15 protein-coding genes are annotated in these 15459 nt (G+C 63.0%); 12 read left to right on the top strand and 3 right to left on the bottom strand.

Annotation, left to right across the window (positions count from 1 at the left end; all coding sequences use genetic code 11):
- Window positions 1–51 precede the first annotated feature (51 nt).
- The 6 genes from FW796_RS01850 (at window position 52) to FW796_RS01825 (ending at window position 6793) form a co-directional block, all read left to right on the top strand.
- Window positions 52–1227, top strand: coding sequence for a M20 aminoacylase family protein (locus tag FW796_RS01850; protein ID WP_446438951.1), 1176 nt, complete (start codon window positions 52–54; stop codon window positions 1225–1227).
- Window positions 1228–1325: 98 nt separating this feature from the next.
- Window positions 1326–2636, top strand: a complete 1311-nt coding sequence (locus FW796_RS01845) for an MFS transporter (RefSeq protein ID WP_346634980.1) — start codon at window positions 1326–1328, stop codon at window positions 2634–2636.
- Between the two features lie 17 nt (window positions 2637–2653).
- Window positions 2654–4096, top strand: a complete 1443-nt coding sequence (locus tag FW796_RS01840) for an amidase (RefSeq protein ID WP_346635023.1) — start codon at window positions 2654–2656, stop codon at window positions 4094–4096.
- An 85-nt stretch (window positions 4097–4181) separates the two neighbouring features.
- Window positions 4182–4952 carry an IclR family transcriptional regulator gene (locus FW796_RS01835; protein WP_404938488.1) on the top strand — a complete coding sequence of 257 codons (771 nt, stop codon included), beginning with the start codon at window positions 4182–4184 and terminating at the stop codon, window positions 4950–4952.
- Between the two features lie 100 nt (window positions 4953–5052).
- Window positions 5053–5634 (top strand): YceI family protein, encoded by a 582-nt coding sequence (locus FW796_RS01830; RefSeq protein ID WP_402889407.1) that lies wholly within the window; start codon window positions 5053–5055, stop codon window positions 5632–5634.
- 1 nt (window position 5635) lies between these two features.
- On the top strand, window positions 5636–6793 hold the full coding sequence (locus FW796_RS01825) for a phospholipase D-like domain-containing protein (RefSeq protein WP_404938490.1): 1158 nt from the start codon (window positions 5636–5638) through the stop codon (window positions 6791–6793).
- A gap of 60 nt (window positions 6794–6853) precedes the next feature.
- On the opposite strand, the gene bglX is transcribed toward FW796_RS01825, so the two are convergent.
- Entirely contained in the window at window positions 6854–9145 is a 2292-nt protein-coding gene (gene bglX, locus FW796_RS01820) for a beta-glucosidase BglX (RefSeq protein WP_346634976.1), read from the bottom strand.
- 240 nt (window positions 9146–9385) lie between these two features.
- On the opposite strand from bglX, the gene FW796_RS01815 reads away from it, so the two are divergent.
- From FW796_RS01815 to FW796_RS01790, 6 genes are all read left to right on the top strand, one after another.
- Entirely contained in the window at window positions 9386–9994 is a 609-nt protein-coding gene (locus FW796_RS01815; RefSeq protein WP_446438950.1) for a LemA family protein, read from the top strand.
- A gap of 195 nt (window positions 9995–10189) precedes the next feature.
- Window positions 10190–10960 (top strand): TPM domain-containing protein, encoded by a 771-nt coding sequence (locus tag FW796_RS01810; protein ID WP_346634974.1) that lies wholly within the window; start codon window positions 10190–10192, stop codon window positions 10958–10960.
- A gap of 29 nt (window positions 10961–10989) precedes the next feature.
- Window positions 10990–11607: a TPM domain-containing protein gene (locus tag FW796_RS01805; RefSeq protein WP_346634973.1), complete on the top strand. Its 618-nt coding sequence runs from the start codon at window positions 10990–10992 to the stop codon at window positions 11605–11607.
- Between the two features lie 281 nt (window positions 11608–11888).
- On the top strand, window positions 11889–13124 hold the full coding sequence (locus FW796_RS01800) for a class I SAM-dependent methyltransferase (RefSeq protein ID WP_446438949.1): 1236 nt from the start codon (window positions 11889–11891) through the stop codon (window positions 13122–13124).
- A 141-nt stretch (window positions 13125–13265) separates the two neighbouring features.
- Window positions 13266–13847 carry a DJ-1/PfpI family protein gene (locus tag FW796_RS01795; protein WP_346634971.1) on the top strand — a complete coding sequence of 194 codons (582 nt, stop codon included), beginning with the start codon at window positions 13266–13268 and terminating at the stop codon, window positions 13845–13847.
- 14 nt (window positions 13848–13861) lie between these two features.
- Window positions 13862–14164 carry a ribbon-helix-helix domain-containing protein gene (locus FW796_RS01790; protein WP_346634970.1) on the top strand — a complete coding sequence of 101 codons (303 nt, stop codon included), beginning with the start codon at window positions 13862–13864 and terminating at the stop codon, window positions 14162–14164.
- A 190-nt stretch (window positions 14165–14354) separates the two neighbouring features.
- On the opposite strand, the gene FW796_RS01785 is transcribed toward FW796_RS01790, so the two are convergent.
- On the bottom strand, window positions 14355–14975 hold the full coding sequence (locus FW796_RS01785) for a hypothetical protein (protein WP_346634969.1): 621 nt from the start codon (window positions 14973–14975) through the stop codon (window positions 14355–14357).
- Window positions 14976–14984: 9 nt separating this feature from the next.
- A complete protein-coding gene (locus FW796_RS01780) occupies window positions 14985–15275 on the bottom strand; it encodes a hypothetical protein (RefSeq protein WP_446438948.1) in 291 nt (96 codons plus the stop codon).
- Between the last annotated feature and the right edge of the window lie 184 nt (window positions 15276–15459).

Here is a 15459-nt window from a genome sequence, read left to right as displayed (position 1 = left end):
AACGCTCCGAAAAAAAGAACGGGAAGCCACCCGGCCCAGAGGAGATACGCCATGACCCGACACCAGCACATCCTTGCCTGGCTCAACGACATTGCCAGCGATCTGCGGGCCATCCGCCAGGATATTCATGCCCACCCGGAACTGGGGTTCGAAGAGCAACGCACTTCGGCGCTGGTGGCTCGTTGTCTGGAGGAATGGGGTTATGAAGTGCACACCGGCGTCGGTCGAACCGGTGTCGTGGGCGTTCTGCGCAACGGCACGGGCACGCGCACCCTGGGCCTGCGGGCGGACATGGACGCCTTGCCGATCATCGAGAACACCGGGGCTTCCTACAGCAGCCGCCATGGCGGTTGCATGCACGCCTGCGGGCATGACGGCCACACCACGATCCTGCTGGGAGCGGCGCGCTACCTGGCGGCGACCCGAGCGTTCGACGGCACCCTGAACCTGATCTTCCAGCCCGCGGAAGAGGGGCAGGGCGGTGCCGAGGCGATGCTTGCCGATGGCCTGCTGGAGCGCTTCCCCTGTGATGCGCTGTTCGGCCTGCACAACATGCCCGGGCTGCCGGCCGGTCACCTGGGCTTTCGCGAGGGGCCGATGATGGCGTCCCAGGACTTGCTCGAGGTGATTGTCGAAGGTGTTGGCGGCCACGGCTCCATGCCGCACCTGGCGGTGGACCCCTTGGTAGCCGCGGCCAGCATGGTCATGGCGTTGCAGACGGTGGTGGCGCGCAATATCGATGCCCAGGAAGCGGCGGTGGTGACGGTCGGCGCCCTGCAGGCCGGCGAGGCGGCCAACGTGATTCCCCAGCAGGCGTTGTTGCGCCTGAGCCTGAGGGCCCTCAATGCACCGGTGCGCGAGCAGATGCTGGAGCGGGTCAAGGCGATCATCCAGACCCAGGCCGAGAGCTTTGGCTGCAGCGTCAGCATCGACCATCGCCCGGCTTATCCGGTGCTGATCAACAGCCCGGAAGAAACCGAGTTTGCCCGGCGGGTCGGTGTCGAGCTAGTGGGGGCCGAAGCGGTCAATGGCAACACGCCGAAGCTGATGGGCAGCGAAGACTTCGGCTGGATGCTGCAGCGCTGCCCCGGCAGCTACCTGTTCATCGGCAATGGCGTAGCGCAACCGATGGTGCATAACCCGGGTTACGACTTCAACGACGACATCCTGCTCACCGGTGCGGCCTATTGGGGTGCCCTGGCGGAGAGCTGGCTCAAGCCCGTCTGAGCCTTCCTGTTCCTGTAGCGCTGTTCGGTCCGGGCGTTCCATGCGCCCGGCACTTTTCCGAGCCCGCAAGAAGGCTCAAAAGTTTCAAGGAACCTCCCATGAGCGTCTCGATACCCTCTGTTTCCAAGACCCGGCAGGTGGTTGCCGCCGTGGTTGGCAACGCCCTGGAATGGTATGACTTCATCGTCTATGGCTTTCTCGCCAGCTTTATCGCTCGCCAGTTTTTTCCGGCTGAAGATGAGTACACCTCGCTGCTGATGGCCCTGGCCACCTTCGGCGTGGGCTTTTTCATGCGCCCGGTGGGCGGCGTGCTGCTGGGCATGTATTCCGACCGCAAAGGCCGCAAGGCGGCCATGTTGGTGATCATCCAGCTGATGACCCTGGCCATTGCGATGATCGTCTTTGCCCCCAACTACGCGGCCATCGGCCTGGGCGCGCCGTTGCTGATCGTGGTGGCGCGGATGCTTCAGGGCTTTGCCACTGGGGGGGAGTACGCCAGCGCCACGGCCTACCTGGTGGAAAGTGCCCCGGCGGACAAGAAAGGCCTGTATGGCTCCTGGCAACTGGTAGGACAGTGCCTGGCGGTGTTCAGCGGAGCCGCGATGGTGGCGGCGGTGACCCACTTCTTTTCACCACAGACCCTGGATCTCTGGGGCTGGCGCCTGCCGTTCGTGATCGGTCTGCTGATCGGTCCGGTGGGGCTGTGGATTCGCAAGTACATGGAGGAGCCGGAGGCCTTCATCGAGGCGCGCAAGCAGGTGCGTGGCAAGGGGCCGGGGCTGTGGCAGGTGGTGTCGGCCTACCGCCGGGCAATCCTGGTGTCCATGGGCCTGTGCTGCGGCGGCACCGTGTCTTTCTATGTGGTGCTGGTGAACATGCCGACCTTCGCCCACACCAACCTCGGCCTGCCTCTGGATCAGGTACTGCTGGTGCAGATGTTGGCCGTGGCCCTGATGACCGTGGTGATTCCCTTTGCCGGAGCACTGTCGGACCGCATCGGCCGGCGCCCGGTGCTGATGGCCTTCACCCTGGCGTTTTTCGTCATGGTCTATCCCTTGTATGTGTGGGTCGCCGCGGCGCCGTCCATTGAGCGTCTGCTGGTGATGCAGATGTTGCTGTGCGGTGCCATTGGCGGTTTTTTCGGTCCCGGTCCTACGGCCCTGGCCGAGCAGTTTCCCATCGAGGTGCGCTCCACTGGGGTATCGGTGGCGTATAACGTTACGGTGATGCTGTTCGGTGGCTTTGCGCCCTTGATCGTGACCTGGCTGAGCAAGGTCATGGCCACGCCGGTGGCGCCATCCTTCTATGTCTTGCTGACCTCGATCCTCAGTCTGCTGGGTATCTACTGCATGTACGACGCGGTCAGAGACGACAAACCCGATGCCGTGACCCTGGGAGGCGAGTCTTGATCAAGCACAGCGAACCAATGGCCAACGAATCCATCGTCGAGCTGGACGCCCTGGCGCTTTCCCGGGCGATCCATGCCCGCGAGCTGTCCTGTCGCGAGGTGATGCAGGCTTATCTGCAGCAGATCGAGCGTTACAACCCCGGCGTCAATGCCCTGGTCTCCCTGTGCGATCCGCAGGACCTGCTGGCCCAGGCCGATGAGCGTGACCGGCAACTGGATCGGGGACAGTCCATGGGCTGGATGCATGGCATGCCCCAGGCGATCAAGGATCTGGCAGCCACTGCGGGGCTGACCACCAGCATGGGGTCGCCACTGTTCGCCGATCAGGTACCCCAGGTGGATGCCATCAGCGTGGCCCGGGTCCGGGCCAGCGGCGCGATCATTGTCGGCAAGAGCAACGTGCCGGAGTTTGGCCTGGGCTCTCATACCTACAACCAGTTGTTCGGCACCACCGGCAATGCCTACGACAGCAGCCTGAGCGCCGGCGGCAGCAGCGGCGGTGCGGCGGTGGCCCTGGCCTTGCGCATGCTTCCAGTGGCCGATGGCAGCGACATGATGGGCTCGCTGCGCAATCCGGCGGCCTTCAACAACGTGTTCGGCATGCGCCCCTCCCAGGGGCGGGTGCCATTCGGCCCGACCCCTGAGCTGTTCGTGCAACAACTGGCTACCGAAGGACCGATGGGCCGCACGGTGGCTGATGTGGCACGACTGTTGAGCACCCAGGCCGGTTACGACCCGCGGGTGCCCTTGTCCCTCAAGGAAGATCCGGCGTTGCTGCAGGCGCCTCTGCAACGGGATGTACGCGGACTGCGCCTGGGCTGGCTGGGGGACTACAACGGGTACCTGGCCATGGAGCAGGGAGTCCTGAGCCTGTGCGAAAAGGCCCTGGCCGACTTCACCCGTCTGGGCTGTGAAGTGGAAAGCTGCCAGCCGGAGTTTTCCATGGCACAACTGTGGGACTGCTGGCTGGTGCACCGGCACTGGCTGGTCCAGGGCTCCCTGGGGCTGTTGCACAACGACCCGGACCAGCGCCGCTGGCTCAAGCCCGAGGCACGGTGGGAAGTAGAGGGCGCGGCCAACCTCAGTGCCGCGGACGTGTATCGCGCTTCCCAGAGTCGCAGCGATTGGTATCGCGCCTTGCTGCGACTGTTCGAGCGTTACGATTTTCTGCTGCTGCCTACGGCCCAGGTGTTCCCTTTCGATGCACGGCAGGCCTGGCCAAGGCAGATCGATGGGCAGGAAATGGACACTTATCACCGCTGGATGGAAGTGGTGATCGGTCCGACCCTGGCCGGTCTGCCCAGTATCAGCATTCCGGTGGGGTTCAATCTGTCGGGCCTGCCCATGGGCTTGCAGATCATCGGGCCGGCCCAGGCCGACCACGCTGTGCTGCAACTGGCCTATGCCCACGAACAACTGACGCAATGGGTGCGGCAACACCCTCCGGGTAATCTGCTGTAACCAGGCAAATGCCGTTGATAGGGTTCTGAGGCCCGCATCTTGCTGGGTAAAACCTTTACCCATCTTCAGTCAGGGAGTTCGGACTATGGCCAGCAAGGTAGAAACCGGCAGCGTGCGTTCCGTGGAACGGGCCCTGGCCATCGTCGAGTTGCTGGGTCAGCACCAGGCCTTGGGCCTGGAGGAGCTGCACTACCTGACGGGCCTAGCCAAGGCCACGGTGTCGCGCATGTTGCTGACCCTGCAGGAGCAGGGCTGGATCTACCGTGGCCTCAGCGATCGGCGTTATCGCCTGAGCGCTCGCAGCCTGTTCGGTGACAGCCGGCAACGTTTCAAGCGCCATCTGGTGGAGCAGGCAGCGCCCTGGATGCTGGAGTTGAGTGCACGCACCGGACTGGTCAGTGACCTGTCGAGTTTTGACGGCGAGCACCTTGAGGTCCTGGAAAGTGCGGTGCCTTCGGTGTTGCGCAAGCGTTACCCGACCAACAGCCGGATTGTCGGCCAGCACGCCAGCCTGTTTCATTCGGCCATGGGCAAGGCTTGCCTGGGGGCCCTGGCCAGTGATGAAGTCGCGCGTCTGGCCGAGCGTGAGCGAGTGCCGGCCGAAGACCGGCAACAGGCTTGCGCTCAGTCCCAGCATCTGGGGTTCGGCCAGCGTACCGAGGGGCACTGGGAGTATCCGGTGCGCCTGCCCTTTCTGATTCGCGCGGTGGCCTTGCCGTTGCAGGCCGAAGGTCGGGTGATCGGCAGCATCGCCCTGCATTGGCCGATGGACCTGAGCTGTGTCGAACTGGTGCGCAATCGCCACTTGGGATTGCTGGCCGACACCATCGAGCAATTGCAGAAGTCCATTGCCTGAGCCATTCCCCGTCTGCAACGGCTGAGCCCCACTTGAGCGCGGTGTTTGCCAGCCCCCTGGCAGCCGGTTAAGGTGGCGCCTTCTGTTCACGGGAGCTTGCATGCGTACGCCGATCCGCCTTCTTCTCAGCCTGCTCGGGGTACTGGCCCTGCCGGCCCAGGCCAACTGGTACCTGGACAACGAGTCTTCCCGGGTGTCCTTCGTGACCACCAAGAACGCCAGCATTTCCGAGGTCCAGCGCTTTCTGGTGTTGCACGGCAAGGTCGACGCCAAGGGCCAGGCCCAGTTGCAGATCGAGCTGGACTCGGTCAGCAGCGGCATTCCTCTGCGGGATGAACGCATGCGCCAGGAGCTGTTCCAGGTCCAGCAGTTTCCCGAGGCGCAGATCACGGCGCAGATCAACCTGCGGCCGATCAACGACCTGGCCCCCGGGGCGCAGATCGAGTTGCTGCTGCCGGTCACCGTGGCCCTGCACGGCCAGGAACACACCTACAACGCCGAACTGCTGGCCACTCGCCTGGATGAGCGGCGTTTCCAGGTGGTGACCTTGGAACCCCTGGTCCTCAATGCCGAAGACTTCAACCTGGCGCCGGGCCTCGACAGCCTGCGCAAGGTGGCTGGCTTGTCGGCCATCAGTTTCTCGGTACCGGTGGGTGCGGTACTGATCTTCACGGCGCGCTGAAATGCGCGGAGCGGTGTTCCCCTGGCGTGAAGGCAACCGCTTCGAGCTGCTGATCGACGGTCCCCAGTTCTTTCCGCGCATGCTGGTGGCCATTGCTCGCGCCCAGCAACAGGTGGAGCTGGAGCTGTATCTGGTGGAAGCCGGTTCATGTGCCGAGGCTTTGGTCCGGGCCCTGGTCCAGGCTGCCGAGCGCGGGGTACGGGTGCGCTGTCTGTTCGATGACTATGGCAGCCTGGCCTTTACCCAGGCCTTGCGCCTGCGCTTGACCAAGGCCGGTGTCGAGTTGCGTTTCTACAACCGCCTGAAGTGGCGCCAGGGCTTTCTCAACCTTTACCGCGACCATCGAAAACTGCTGTTGGTGGACCAGTCCCTGGCCGTGGTGGGCGGTACTGGGGTTACCGATGAGTTCTGGCAGCCCGAGGACAACAGCTGCGATTGGCATGAAGTGATGGTGGAGATCGCCGGGCCCACGGTGCAGGACTGGCAGAGGCTGTTCGATCGCCAGTGGAGCGCCAACCTGCGCAGGGGCGCCTGGCGGCCCAACGTCGATTTTGGCCTGCCCCATCTGCCCCGTGTACCTGACTCGGGGGAAGGCATGGGCCGTGTGGCTTATGCCGACTCGCGTCAGCATCGCGACATCCTGCATTCACTGATTCGTGCCCTGCACAGCGGCCAGCAACGCATCTGGCTGGCCACGCCTTATTTCTTGCCCACCTGGTCGGTGCGGCGCTCATTGCGCAAGGCGGCCGCCCGGGGCGTCGACGTACGCCTGCTGCTGACCGGGCCGCACACCGATCATCCGGCCGTGCGCTATGCCGGGCACCGTTACTACCCGCGCCTGCTCAAGGCCGGCGTGCGGATTTTCGAGTATCAGCCGCGTTTCCTGCATTTGAAGATGGCGCTGGTGGACGACTGGGTCAGTGTGGGCTCGTGCAATTTCGACCACTGGAACCTGCGCTTCAACCTGGAAGCCAACCTGGAAGCCCTGGACCCGCCACTGACGCGCTCCGTGGCGGCGAGCTTCGAGGCGGACTTTGCCCAGAGTGAAGAGATCAGCCTGGCGCAGTGGCGCAACCGGCCGTTGTGGCGGCGGATCAAGCAGCGGATCTGGGGCTGGGTCGACCGCCTGGTGGTCAACCTGCTGGATCGTCGCGGTTAGGCGCCAAGGGCAGAGGCGTAACCGGCCGGCGCTGTTTCAGCGCCGACCCGTCACAGGGGATCAGAGCAGTTCGAAGCTCTGTTGCTTGACGTCCTGGGAATCCAGGCCGATCTGTACATTGAAGTCGCCCGGTTCCGCGGCGTACTTGAGCTGCGCGTTGTAGAACTTCAGGTCGTCCTCGGTGATGGTGAAGTGGATGGATTTCTCTTCACCGGCCTTGAGCATGACTTTCTGGAAGTTCTTCAATTCCTTGATCGGGCGGATCATCGAGCCGGCCACGTCCTGGATATACAGCTGCACCACGGTTTCGCCGTCACGCTTGCCGGTGTTCTTCACGGTCACGCTGGCATCGAGCTTGCCGCTCTTGTTCAGGGTGGTGGAGGACAGCGCCATGTCTGAAAGGCTGAAGCTGGTGTAGCTCAAGCCATAGCCGAACGGAAACAGGGGGCCGGTGGTGTCGTCGAAGTACTGCGAGGTGTAGTTGCCTGGCTTGCCCGGCGTGAACGGCCGGCCAATGGTCAGGTGGTTGTAGTAGGTGGGAATCTGGCCCACGGAACGGGGGAAGGTGATCGGCAGCTTGCCCGACGGGTTGTAGTCGCCGAACAGTACGTCGGCAATGGCGTTGCCGCCTTCGGTGCCGCTGAACCAGGTTTCCAGGATGGCGTCGGCTTGCTGGTTTTCTTCCAGCAGTGACAGCGGACGGCCATTCATCAGCACCAGCACCAGAGGCTTGCCGGTGGCCTTGAGGGCCTTGATCAGCTCCCGCTGGCTGGCGGGAATATGCAGATCGGTGCGGCTCGAAGACTCGTGGGACATGCCACGGGACTCGCCCACCGCGGCCACGATCACATCCGACTGCTTGGCCGCCTTGACCGCTTCGTCGATCATCTGCTGCGCAGAGCGTGGGTCGTCCACCACTTCCGGGGCATCGAAGTTGAGGAAGTTCAGGTAATCCACCACCTTTTTGTCGGCGGTGATGTTGGAACCCCGGGCGTAGACCAATTGGGCCTTGTCGCCCAGAACGTTGCGCATGCCGTCATACAGCGTCACCGACTGTGCCGGAACGCCGGCGGCGGCCCAACTGCCCATCATGTCGATCGGCGCCTTGGCCAGGGGGCCTACCAGGGCGATCTTCGCGGTTTTCTTCAGCGGCAGGGTGTCGTTCTGGTTCTTCAGCAGCACCAGGCTGCGGCGGGCAATGTCCCGGGCGTCGCTGCGGTGCAGGCGGCTTTCGGCGTTGGTGTCGGCCGGGTCGTCCTCGGCCTTGCCGATACGTACATAAGGATCCTTGAACAGGCCCATGTCGTACTTGGCCGCCAGCACTTCACGCACGGCGTTGTCGATGTCCTTCTGCTCGATCTCCCCGGACTTGAGCAGCCCCGGCAGTTCCTTGCCGTACAGCGAGTCGTTCATGCTCATGTCGATGCCGGCCTTGATCGCCAGCTTGGCCGCTTCGCGACCGTCCTTGGCGACGCCGTGGCGGATCAGCTCGATGATCGCCCCGTGGTCGCTCACCGCCAGGCCCTTGAAGCCCCACTCCTTGCGCAGCAGGTCGTTCATCAGCCAGGTGTTGGAGGTGGCCGGCACGCCGTTGATGGAGTTCAGGGCCACCATCACTCCGCCGGCACCGGCGTCGATGGCCGCGCGGTAGGGCGGCAGGTAGTCCTGGTACATCTTCACCGGGCTCATGTCGACGATGTTGTAGTCGCGACCGCCTTCCACGGCGCCGTACAGGGCGAAATGCTTGACGCTGGCCATGATGCTGTCCGGCAAGGCCGGGCTCTGGCCCTGGTAGGCCTTGACCATCACCTTGGCAATCCGCGAGACCAGATAGGTGTCTTCACCGAAGCCTTCGGAGGTACGGCCCCAGCGTGGATCGCGGGAGATGTCGACCATGGGTGCGAAGGTGATGTCCAGGCTGTCGGCGCTGGCTTCCTTGGCGGCGATGCGCCCGGAGCGGCCGATGGCGTCCATGTCCCAGCTGGACGCCAGGGCCAGGCTGATGGGGAAGATGGTCCGGTGGCCGTGGATCACGTCATAGGCGAAGAACATCGGGATCTTCAGCCGGCTGCGCATGGCCGCGTCCTGCATCGGCCGGTTTTCCGGGCGGGTGATGGAGTTGAAGGTGCCGCCGATGTTGCCTGCGGCGATTTCCTTGCGGATCAGCTCGCGAGGCATTTCCGGGCCGATGCTGATCAGGCGCAACTGGCCGATCTTCTCTTCCAGGGTCATGCGCTGGAGCAGATCGCTGATAAAGGCTTCTTTGTTTTCCAGGGGGACCGGGGCAGATTCGGCCAACACAGGGTGACTGGCCAGGCTGACCAGCAGGCCCAGCAAACACAGCTTATTCATGAATAGTGTTCTCAGGGGCTCAAGACCGACGCATGAGTGACGCGTCGAACAGCCAAAATTTAGGGAGCGACTATTGTTGTTCAGATAATTCCCGCACACTTCTGAACTCTTTTTCGCGCTGGGCATCTTTTAGCCCATCAGCCCGATGCATTCCAGTGGCGCAGGCAGATTTTGCCCCACAGGATGTGTGAAACCGGGCAAAAGATTCTTTTCCATCAGGTTGTGCAAGGAGCCCCACCCATGAACATCACCCAAAGCCTGCGCTCGAGCTGGCCCGTTGCCGCCCTGTTGCTGTTCACCAGCCTGCTCAGTGGTTGTGGCATCAACAACATTCCGACCCTCGATGAGCAGGTCAAGGCCGATTGGGGCCAGGTGCAGAACCAGTACCAGCGTCGTGCCGATCTGATTCCCAACCTGGTGGAGACCGTCAAGGGCTACGCCAAGCATGAAGAGGAAACCCTCACTGCGGTGATCGAGGCCCGGGCCAAGGCCACTTCGATCCAGGTGGACGCCAGTACCCTGGACAACCCGGAAAAACTCAAGCAGTTCCAGCAGGCCCAGGATCAGTTGAGCGGTGCCCTGAGCCGCCTGATGGTGGTCTCCGAGCGCTACCCGGATTTGAAGGCCAACCAGAACTTCCTGGCCCTGCAATCCCAGCTTGAAGGCACCGAGAACCGCATCGCCGTGGCCCGCCGCGACTTCATCCTCGCGGTGCAGAAGTACAACACCGAGATCCGCACTTTCCCCGGTCGCCTGTGGCACAGCCTGATGTACAGCGACTTGCCGGTGCGTGCGTCCTTCGAGGCCACCAGCCCTGACGCCGACAAAGCGCCGCAAGTGAAATTCTGATGAGCCTCGGGCAGCGCGTGCTGCAAAGCGCGCTGCTGTCGCTATGCCTGGTGAGTGGCGCCGTTTCGGCGCAACAGCCGTTCCAGTTCCAGTTCCGACTCCGACAGCAGCCGGAGCGGTGGTGGCAGTTTTGGCGGAGGCGGGGCGTCCGGCACTGGGTAGCGCAAGCGGACAATCATTGAGGATGAGGTGCTGATGCGACTCTATAAAATCGGCCTGGTGCTGTTGCTCTGGGTCTTTGCGGTCACGGCCCAGGCCGAGCTGAAGTTCCCGGCTCTGAGTGGGCGGGTGGTGGACAACGCCCAGTTGATCGAACCAACCATCAGCGCCCAGCTGACTCGGCAGTTGCAAGCCCACGAACAGGCCACCGGCGAGCAGTTGGTGGTGGTGACCCTACCTGACTTGCAAGGTGCCAGCATTGAGGACTACGGCTATCAGCTGGGGCGTTACTGGGGCATTGGCCAGAAGGACAAGAACAACGGCGCGCTGCTGATCGTCGCCCGGGACGAGCGCAAGCTGCGCATTGAAGTGGGTTATGGTCTGGAGGATCGCCTGACCGATGCCCAGGCCTCGGTGATCATCAATCAGGTGATTACCCCGGCGTTCAAGACTGGACAATTCAGCAAGGGCATCAGCGACGGCGTCTCGGCCATGCTGCTGGTGCTCGGTGGCACGCCGCTGGACCAACCGGACCCGGTGTATGACAGCGTCGAGAGCAGCGACCAGGACGATTTTGTCCAGCGTCATCCGTTGCTGTTCATCTTCCTGGTGCTGCTGTTCATCCTGGTGGTGATAGTGGCGCAGGCGCTCGGGTTCATCACCACCACCAGCGGGCGCGGCGGTGACGGAGGCGGTGGCTTCGGCGGTTTCGGCGGTGGCGGTTTTGGTGGCGGGTCCGGCGGTGGTGGCGGCTTCAGCGGGGGCGGTGGCAGTTTTGGCGGCGGCGGTTCCTCCGGCGGCTGGTAACTGAAAATAAAAAGAGGGTATCCAACGACATGGCATTACTGAGTGAGTACGAACAACGGCAGGTGGCCGAAGCCATCGCCCGAGTCGAACGCCAGACCGACGCCGAGCTGGTGACGGTGCTGGCCGCCCGGGCCGACGACTATGCCTACATCCCGTTGCTCTGGGCCAGTCTGCTGGCGCTGGTGGTGCCGGGGCTGGTGCACTACGCCACCGGCTGGCTGAACATGCACCTGTTGCTGCTGGCGCAATGGGCGACCTTCATCGTGCTGTGCCTGGTGTTCCGCCTGCCCAAGATCACCACCCGGCTGATCCCGCGGTCGGTGCGCCACTGGCGCGCCTCGAACCTGGCCCGACGGCAGTTTCTCGAACAGAACCTGCATCACACTGTGGGCGGCACCGGGGTGCTGATCTTTGTCAGCGAAGCCGAGCGTTACGTGGAAATCCTCGTGGACGAGGGCATTTCCAAGCGTCTGGATAACAAGCAGTGGAACGACATCGTGCGCAACTTTACCCAGCAAGTGCGACAGGGCCAGACCCTGCAGGGCTTCCTCGACTGTATTGAAGCCAGCGGCGAGTTGCTCAAGACCCATGTGCCCCTGACCCAGGAGCGCAACGAATTGCCCAACCGCCTGGTGGTGCTCAACTGAGCCCGCCGCCGTAGGAACCGGCTTGCCGGCGAACAGGCCCCTGAGTCTTGCACCGCCCTTGAGGACGCCTTCGCTGGCAAGCCAGCTCCTACGGCGGTGCGATATCGGTGTTGTTCATGCAGGAGCCGGCTTGCCGGCGAATGGCCCCTGAGCCTTGCACCGCCCTCGGGCGAGGATTTTTTACCGTCGGGTGAATAACTTCGTGCCCCGACGGGGCTAGCTCCCTAAAATACCTGCCACTCCCTGATTCACACCCCGCATTGCCCGAGGCACCTGCCCCCATGTCTGTCACCGCACCTTCCGCCCGTCCCGCGCCGGATCATCACGCCCAGTTCCTGCAATTGCTCGACACCAGCCTTGCGCAAAACGCCTTTATCAAGCTGGTACTGGCCAAGCACGTGGGCCCGGAGGCGGACCTGCAACGGCTGATCATCAAGCAACTGACGGTCAAGGAGCAGCCGTGCCTGTCCTTCGTCTATCGCTACAAGACCCGTGACATCACCAAGAACTTCCCCCTGGACGAGGGCGTGGCCACCATCGCCGGGCTGCTGCCGGTCTCGTTCAAGAATGCCCATCTGCTGACCCTGACCGACGAAGTGCAGCTGGAATACAGCAAGAAGGGCAAGAGCTCGCTGTTCAAGGGCAAGCCGCAAACCCAGCGCGATGTGCCGTCCGCCGAGCACAACCGCGAGAAGAACCGCTTTCTCGACCTGAGCCGACCTTTCCTGGCCGATCTTGGAGTGACCAACAAGCAGCACGAACTGATCCCGGCCATGTCGCGCAAGTGGAAGCAGATCAACAAGTTCATCGAGGTCTTCAGCCACGCCCTGGGCAGCTCGCCGATCAAGCTCGACCAGCCGGTGCGGGTCGCGGACTTCGGCTCCGGCAAGGGCTATCTGACGTTCGCCATCCACGATTACCTGCGCAACACCTTGCAGGCCCAGGGTGAAGTCACCGGTGTCGAATTGCGTGAGGACATGGTGACCCTGTGCAACACCGCCGCCGCGCGTCTGGAGCATCCGGGCCTGGTGTTCAAGTGTGGCGATGTGCGCAGTGTGGCCCCCAGCGAACTGGACGTGATGATTGCTCTGCATGCCTGTGATATCGCCACCGACTACGCGATCCACACCGGCATCCGCTCCGGCGCGGCGATCATCATGTGCTCGCCGTGCTGTCACAAGCAGATCCGCCTGCAGATCCAGAGCCCGGCGCTGCTCAAGCCGATGCTGCAATACGGCCTGCACCTGGGGCAGCAGGCGGAGATGGTCACCGACAGCCTGCGGGCCCTGTTCCTCGAAGCCTGCGGTTATGAAACCAAGGTCTTTGAATTCATCTCCCTGGAACACACCAACAAGAACAAGATGATCCTTGCGGTCAAGCGTGCCGAGCCGGTTGACCCGACCCAACTGCTGGCCAGGATCGAAGAGCTCAAGGCCTTCTACCAGATCAGCGAACACTGCCTGGAAACCCTGCTCAAGGCCGACGGCTATCTACAGAGCAGCAGCGCCAAGCAGTAAGCTGCAAGCCACCAGTCTGGAGTTCCACGCCAGCAGCTTGCAGCTTGCCGCTGTAGTAAGTGGCTATTACCCGGGCTGGCGGATTGGGACTACCTTGAGTACTCATTCCGCTCACGTCTTTCCCTGAAAGGAGTCCACTCCATGGCCGCGAAAAAGATCCTCATGCTGGTTGGCGATTACGTCGAAGACTACGAAGTGATGGTGCCGTTCCAGGCACTGCTGATGGTCGGTCATACGGTGCACGCCGTGTGCCCGGACAAGAGCGCCGGGCAGACCGTGCGTACGGCGATCCACGACTTCGAGGGCGACCAGACCTACAGCGAGAAACCGGGTCACCTGTTTGCCCTCAACTTCGATTTTGCCCAGGTCAGCTCCGCTGATTACGACGCCCTGCTGATCCCCGGCGGACGTGCACCGGAATACCTGCGCCTGAACGAAAAAGTCCTGCAACTGGTCAAGGAATTCGACCAGGCCGGCAAGCCGATTGCTGCGGTGTGCCATGGCGCGCAACTGCTGGCGGCAGCGGGCATCCTCGAAGGTCGTGAATGCAGTGCCTATCCGGCCTGTGCCCCGGAAGTGCGTCTGGCCGGTGGCACTTACATCGATATCCCGGTGACTGAAGGTCACGTCCAGGGCAATCTGGTCACCGCCCCAGCGTGGCCGGCGCACCCCAGCTGGCTGGCGGGTTTCCTGGGCCTGCTGGGCACCCGCATCACCCTTTAAGCGAGGACCACGTCATGTGCGAGCTGTACGTCAAGGCCGACCCGATTCTTTATGAATCCCGTTCCCGCTCGTTGCGTATCTGTGGCGTGGTCACCACCTTGCGCCTGGAAAACCAGTTCTGGGACATCCTCAGCGAAATTGCCGAAGTGGACGGCATGACCACCAACCAGCTGATTGCCAAGCTGTATGAAGAGGTCATGGACTATCGCGGCGAAGTGGTGAATTTCGCCTCCTTCCTGCGGGTCAGTTGCACCCGCTACCTGAGCCAGCGCCGCAGCGCCCCCGATCTCAGCCTGGTACGCCGCAACGCTTTGTAAGTCCTCGTGTCGTGCATCGCACTTGGCGGCGCTTTCGCTGGCAAGCCAGCTCCTACGAGGCTTACGGCGTTACATCTTGTAGGCGCCGGCTTGCCGGTGAAGAGGCAGGCCATCGTGGCATGCCTTCACTGGCGCCGGGGGGATTGGTTGCAGGCGGGCAGGGCGCCCGGACGAGGCGCGGGCTGAGCGGTTACAGGCCCAGGCGCGCCAGTTGGCGCAGGTCGGCGATCACCGCCGGGTTGCCGCCCTCCAGCACATCCAGGCGAATCTGTGCGATCAGCGATTTCAGCAGTTCGGTCTGGGTCATCCGGGTTGCCTCCAGCAGACGCGCGAGATCCTCAGCCACATAGTGGTTGACCTTCAGCGACAGGCGCTTCATTGCCGGCACGGCAGGCAACTGGCGGGCCTTGGCCTGTTCCGCCAGGTACGTGGCGAAACCCTCGTGTACCTGCTCCAGGCCAGGCTCGGCGGGGGCGCTGAAGTAGTAGCTGAAGAACAATTTGCGCATCTGTACCCCGGCGTCCTCGGCCACCGAGTGCATCGCGGCATCCAGCACGTCGAGGTAGACCGCCGGCAGCCGCGCCTCGATGGAGGTCAGTTGCTGGCGGCGCGCTTCCTTGATCGCCGGCGTCGACTGGGGCGGGATGGCTACCACCGTGGCGCACAGGTCGCAGACCCCCACCAGGATCTCCCGGGCCTGGCCGTTGCCGTCGCTGAACGGTACGTCGCGGCGGGTGTAGGTGATGCCCACGACCTGCTGGCAATGCTCACAAAGCGCCTTGCCCCGGTCGCCCTGCAGATAGAGTTTCATGGGTTGCCCTCATCGGTGAACGCTGATGAACCACACATCTGGCTCGATAAAGTAGAACTTGATGTACCAGCCCGCCTTATTCAGCACATGGACGGCAAGGTCTGGGGCGCTGTGGTGGGCACTGCACTGGTGGTCGGTGCCCTTGCAGGCGCCGATGACCTCGATCAGTTGGCCGGCCGAAACCTCACCGGTGGCCAGCAGGTTCTTGACCTCGATCGAGCCGCGCGCGGCATGCACATAGTTGCCGCTCTGTAGTGCATCGATCAGGTCCCGCCTGACCTTCCTGAAGCCTCTGTCCATGATGCTTTCTCGTTTGTACGACGAATGTCGTACATAATCAATGGGAAGTCGGCTGAAAGCGCCCAAAGGCATTTCAGCGGTTTTCAGGGGGGAGTCGATCTTAGCCCGGCAGGCGCGGGCGGCAGGGCTTGGCTAAAGGCTTGCAATACATCCGTGATGGCCAACGGCTGGCCTGCTGCGGTGC

Source organism: Pseudomonas sp. 910_21, assembly GCF_052850735.1.
The sequence above is the reverse complement of the archived record's forward strand: the minus strand, read 5'-3'. Positions and strand labels throughout refer to the sequence as shown.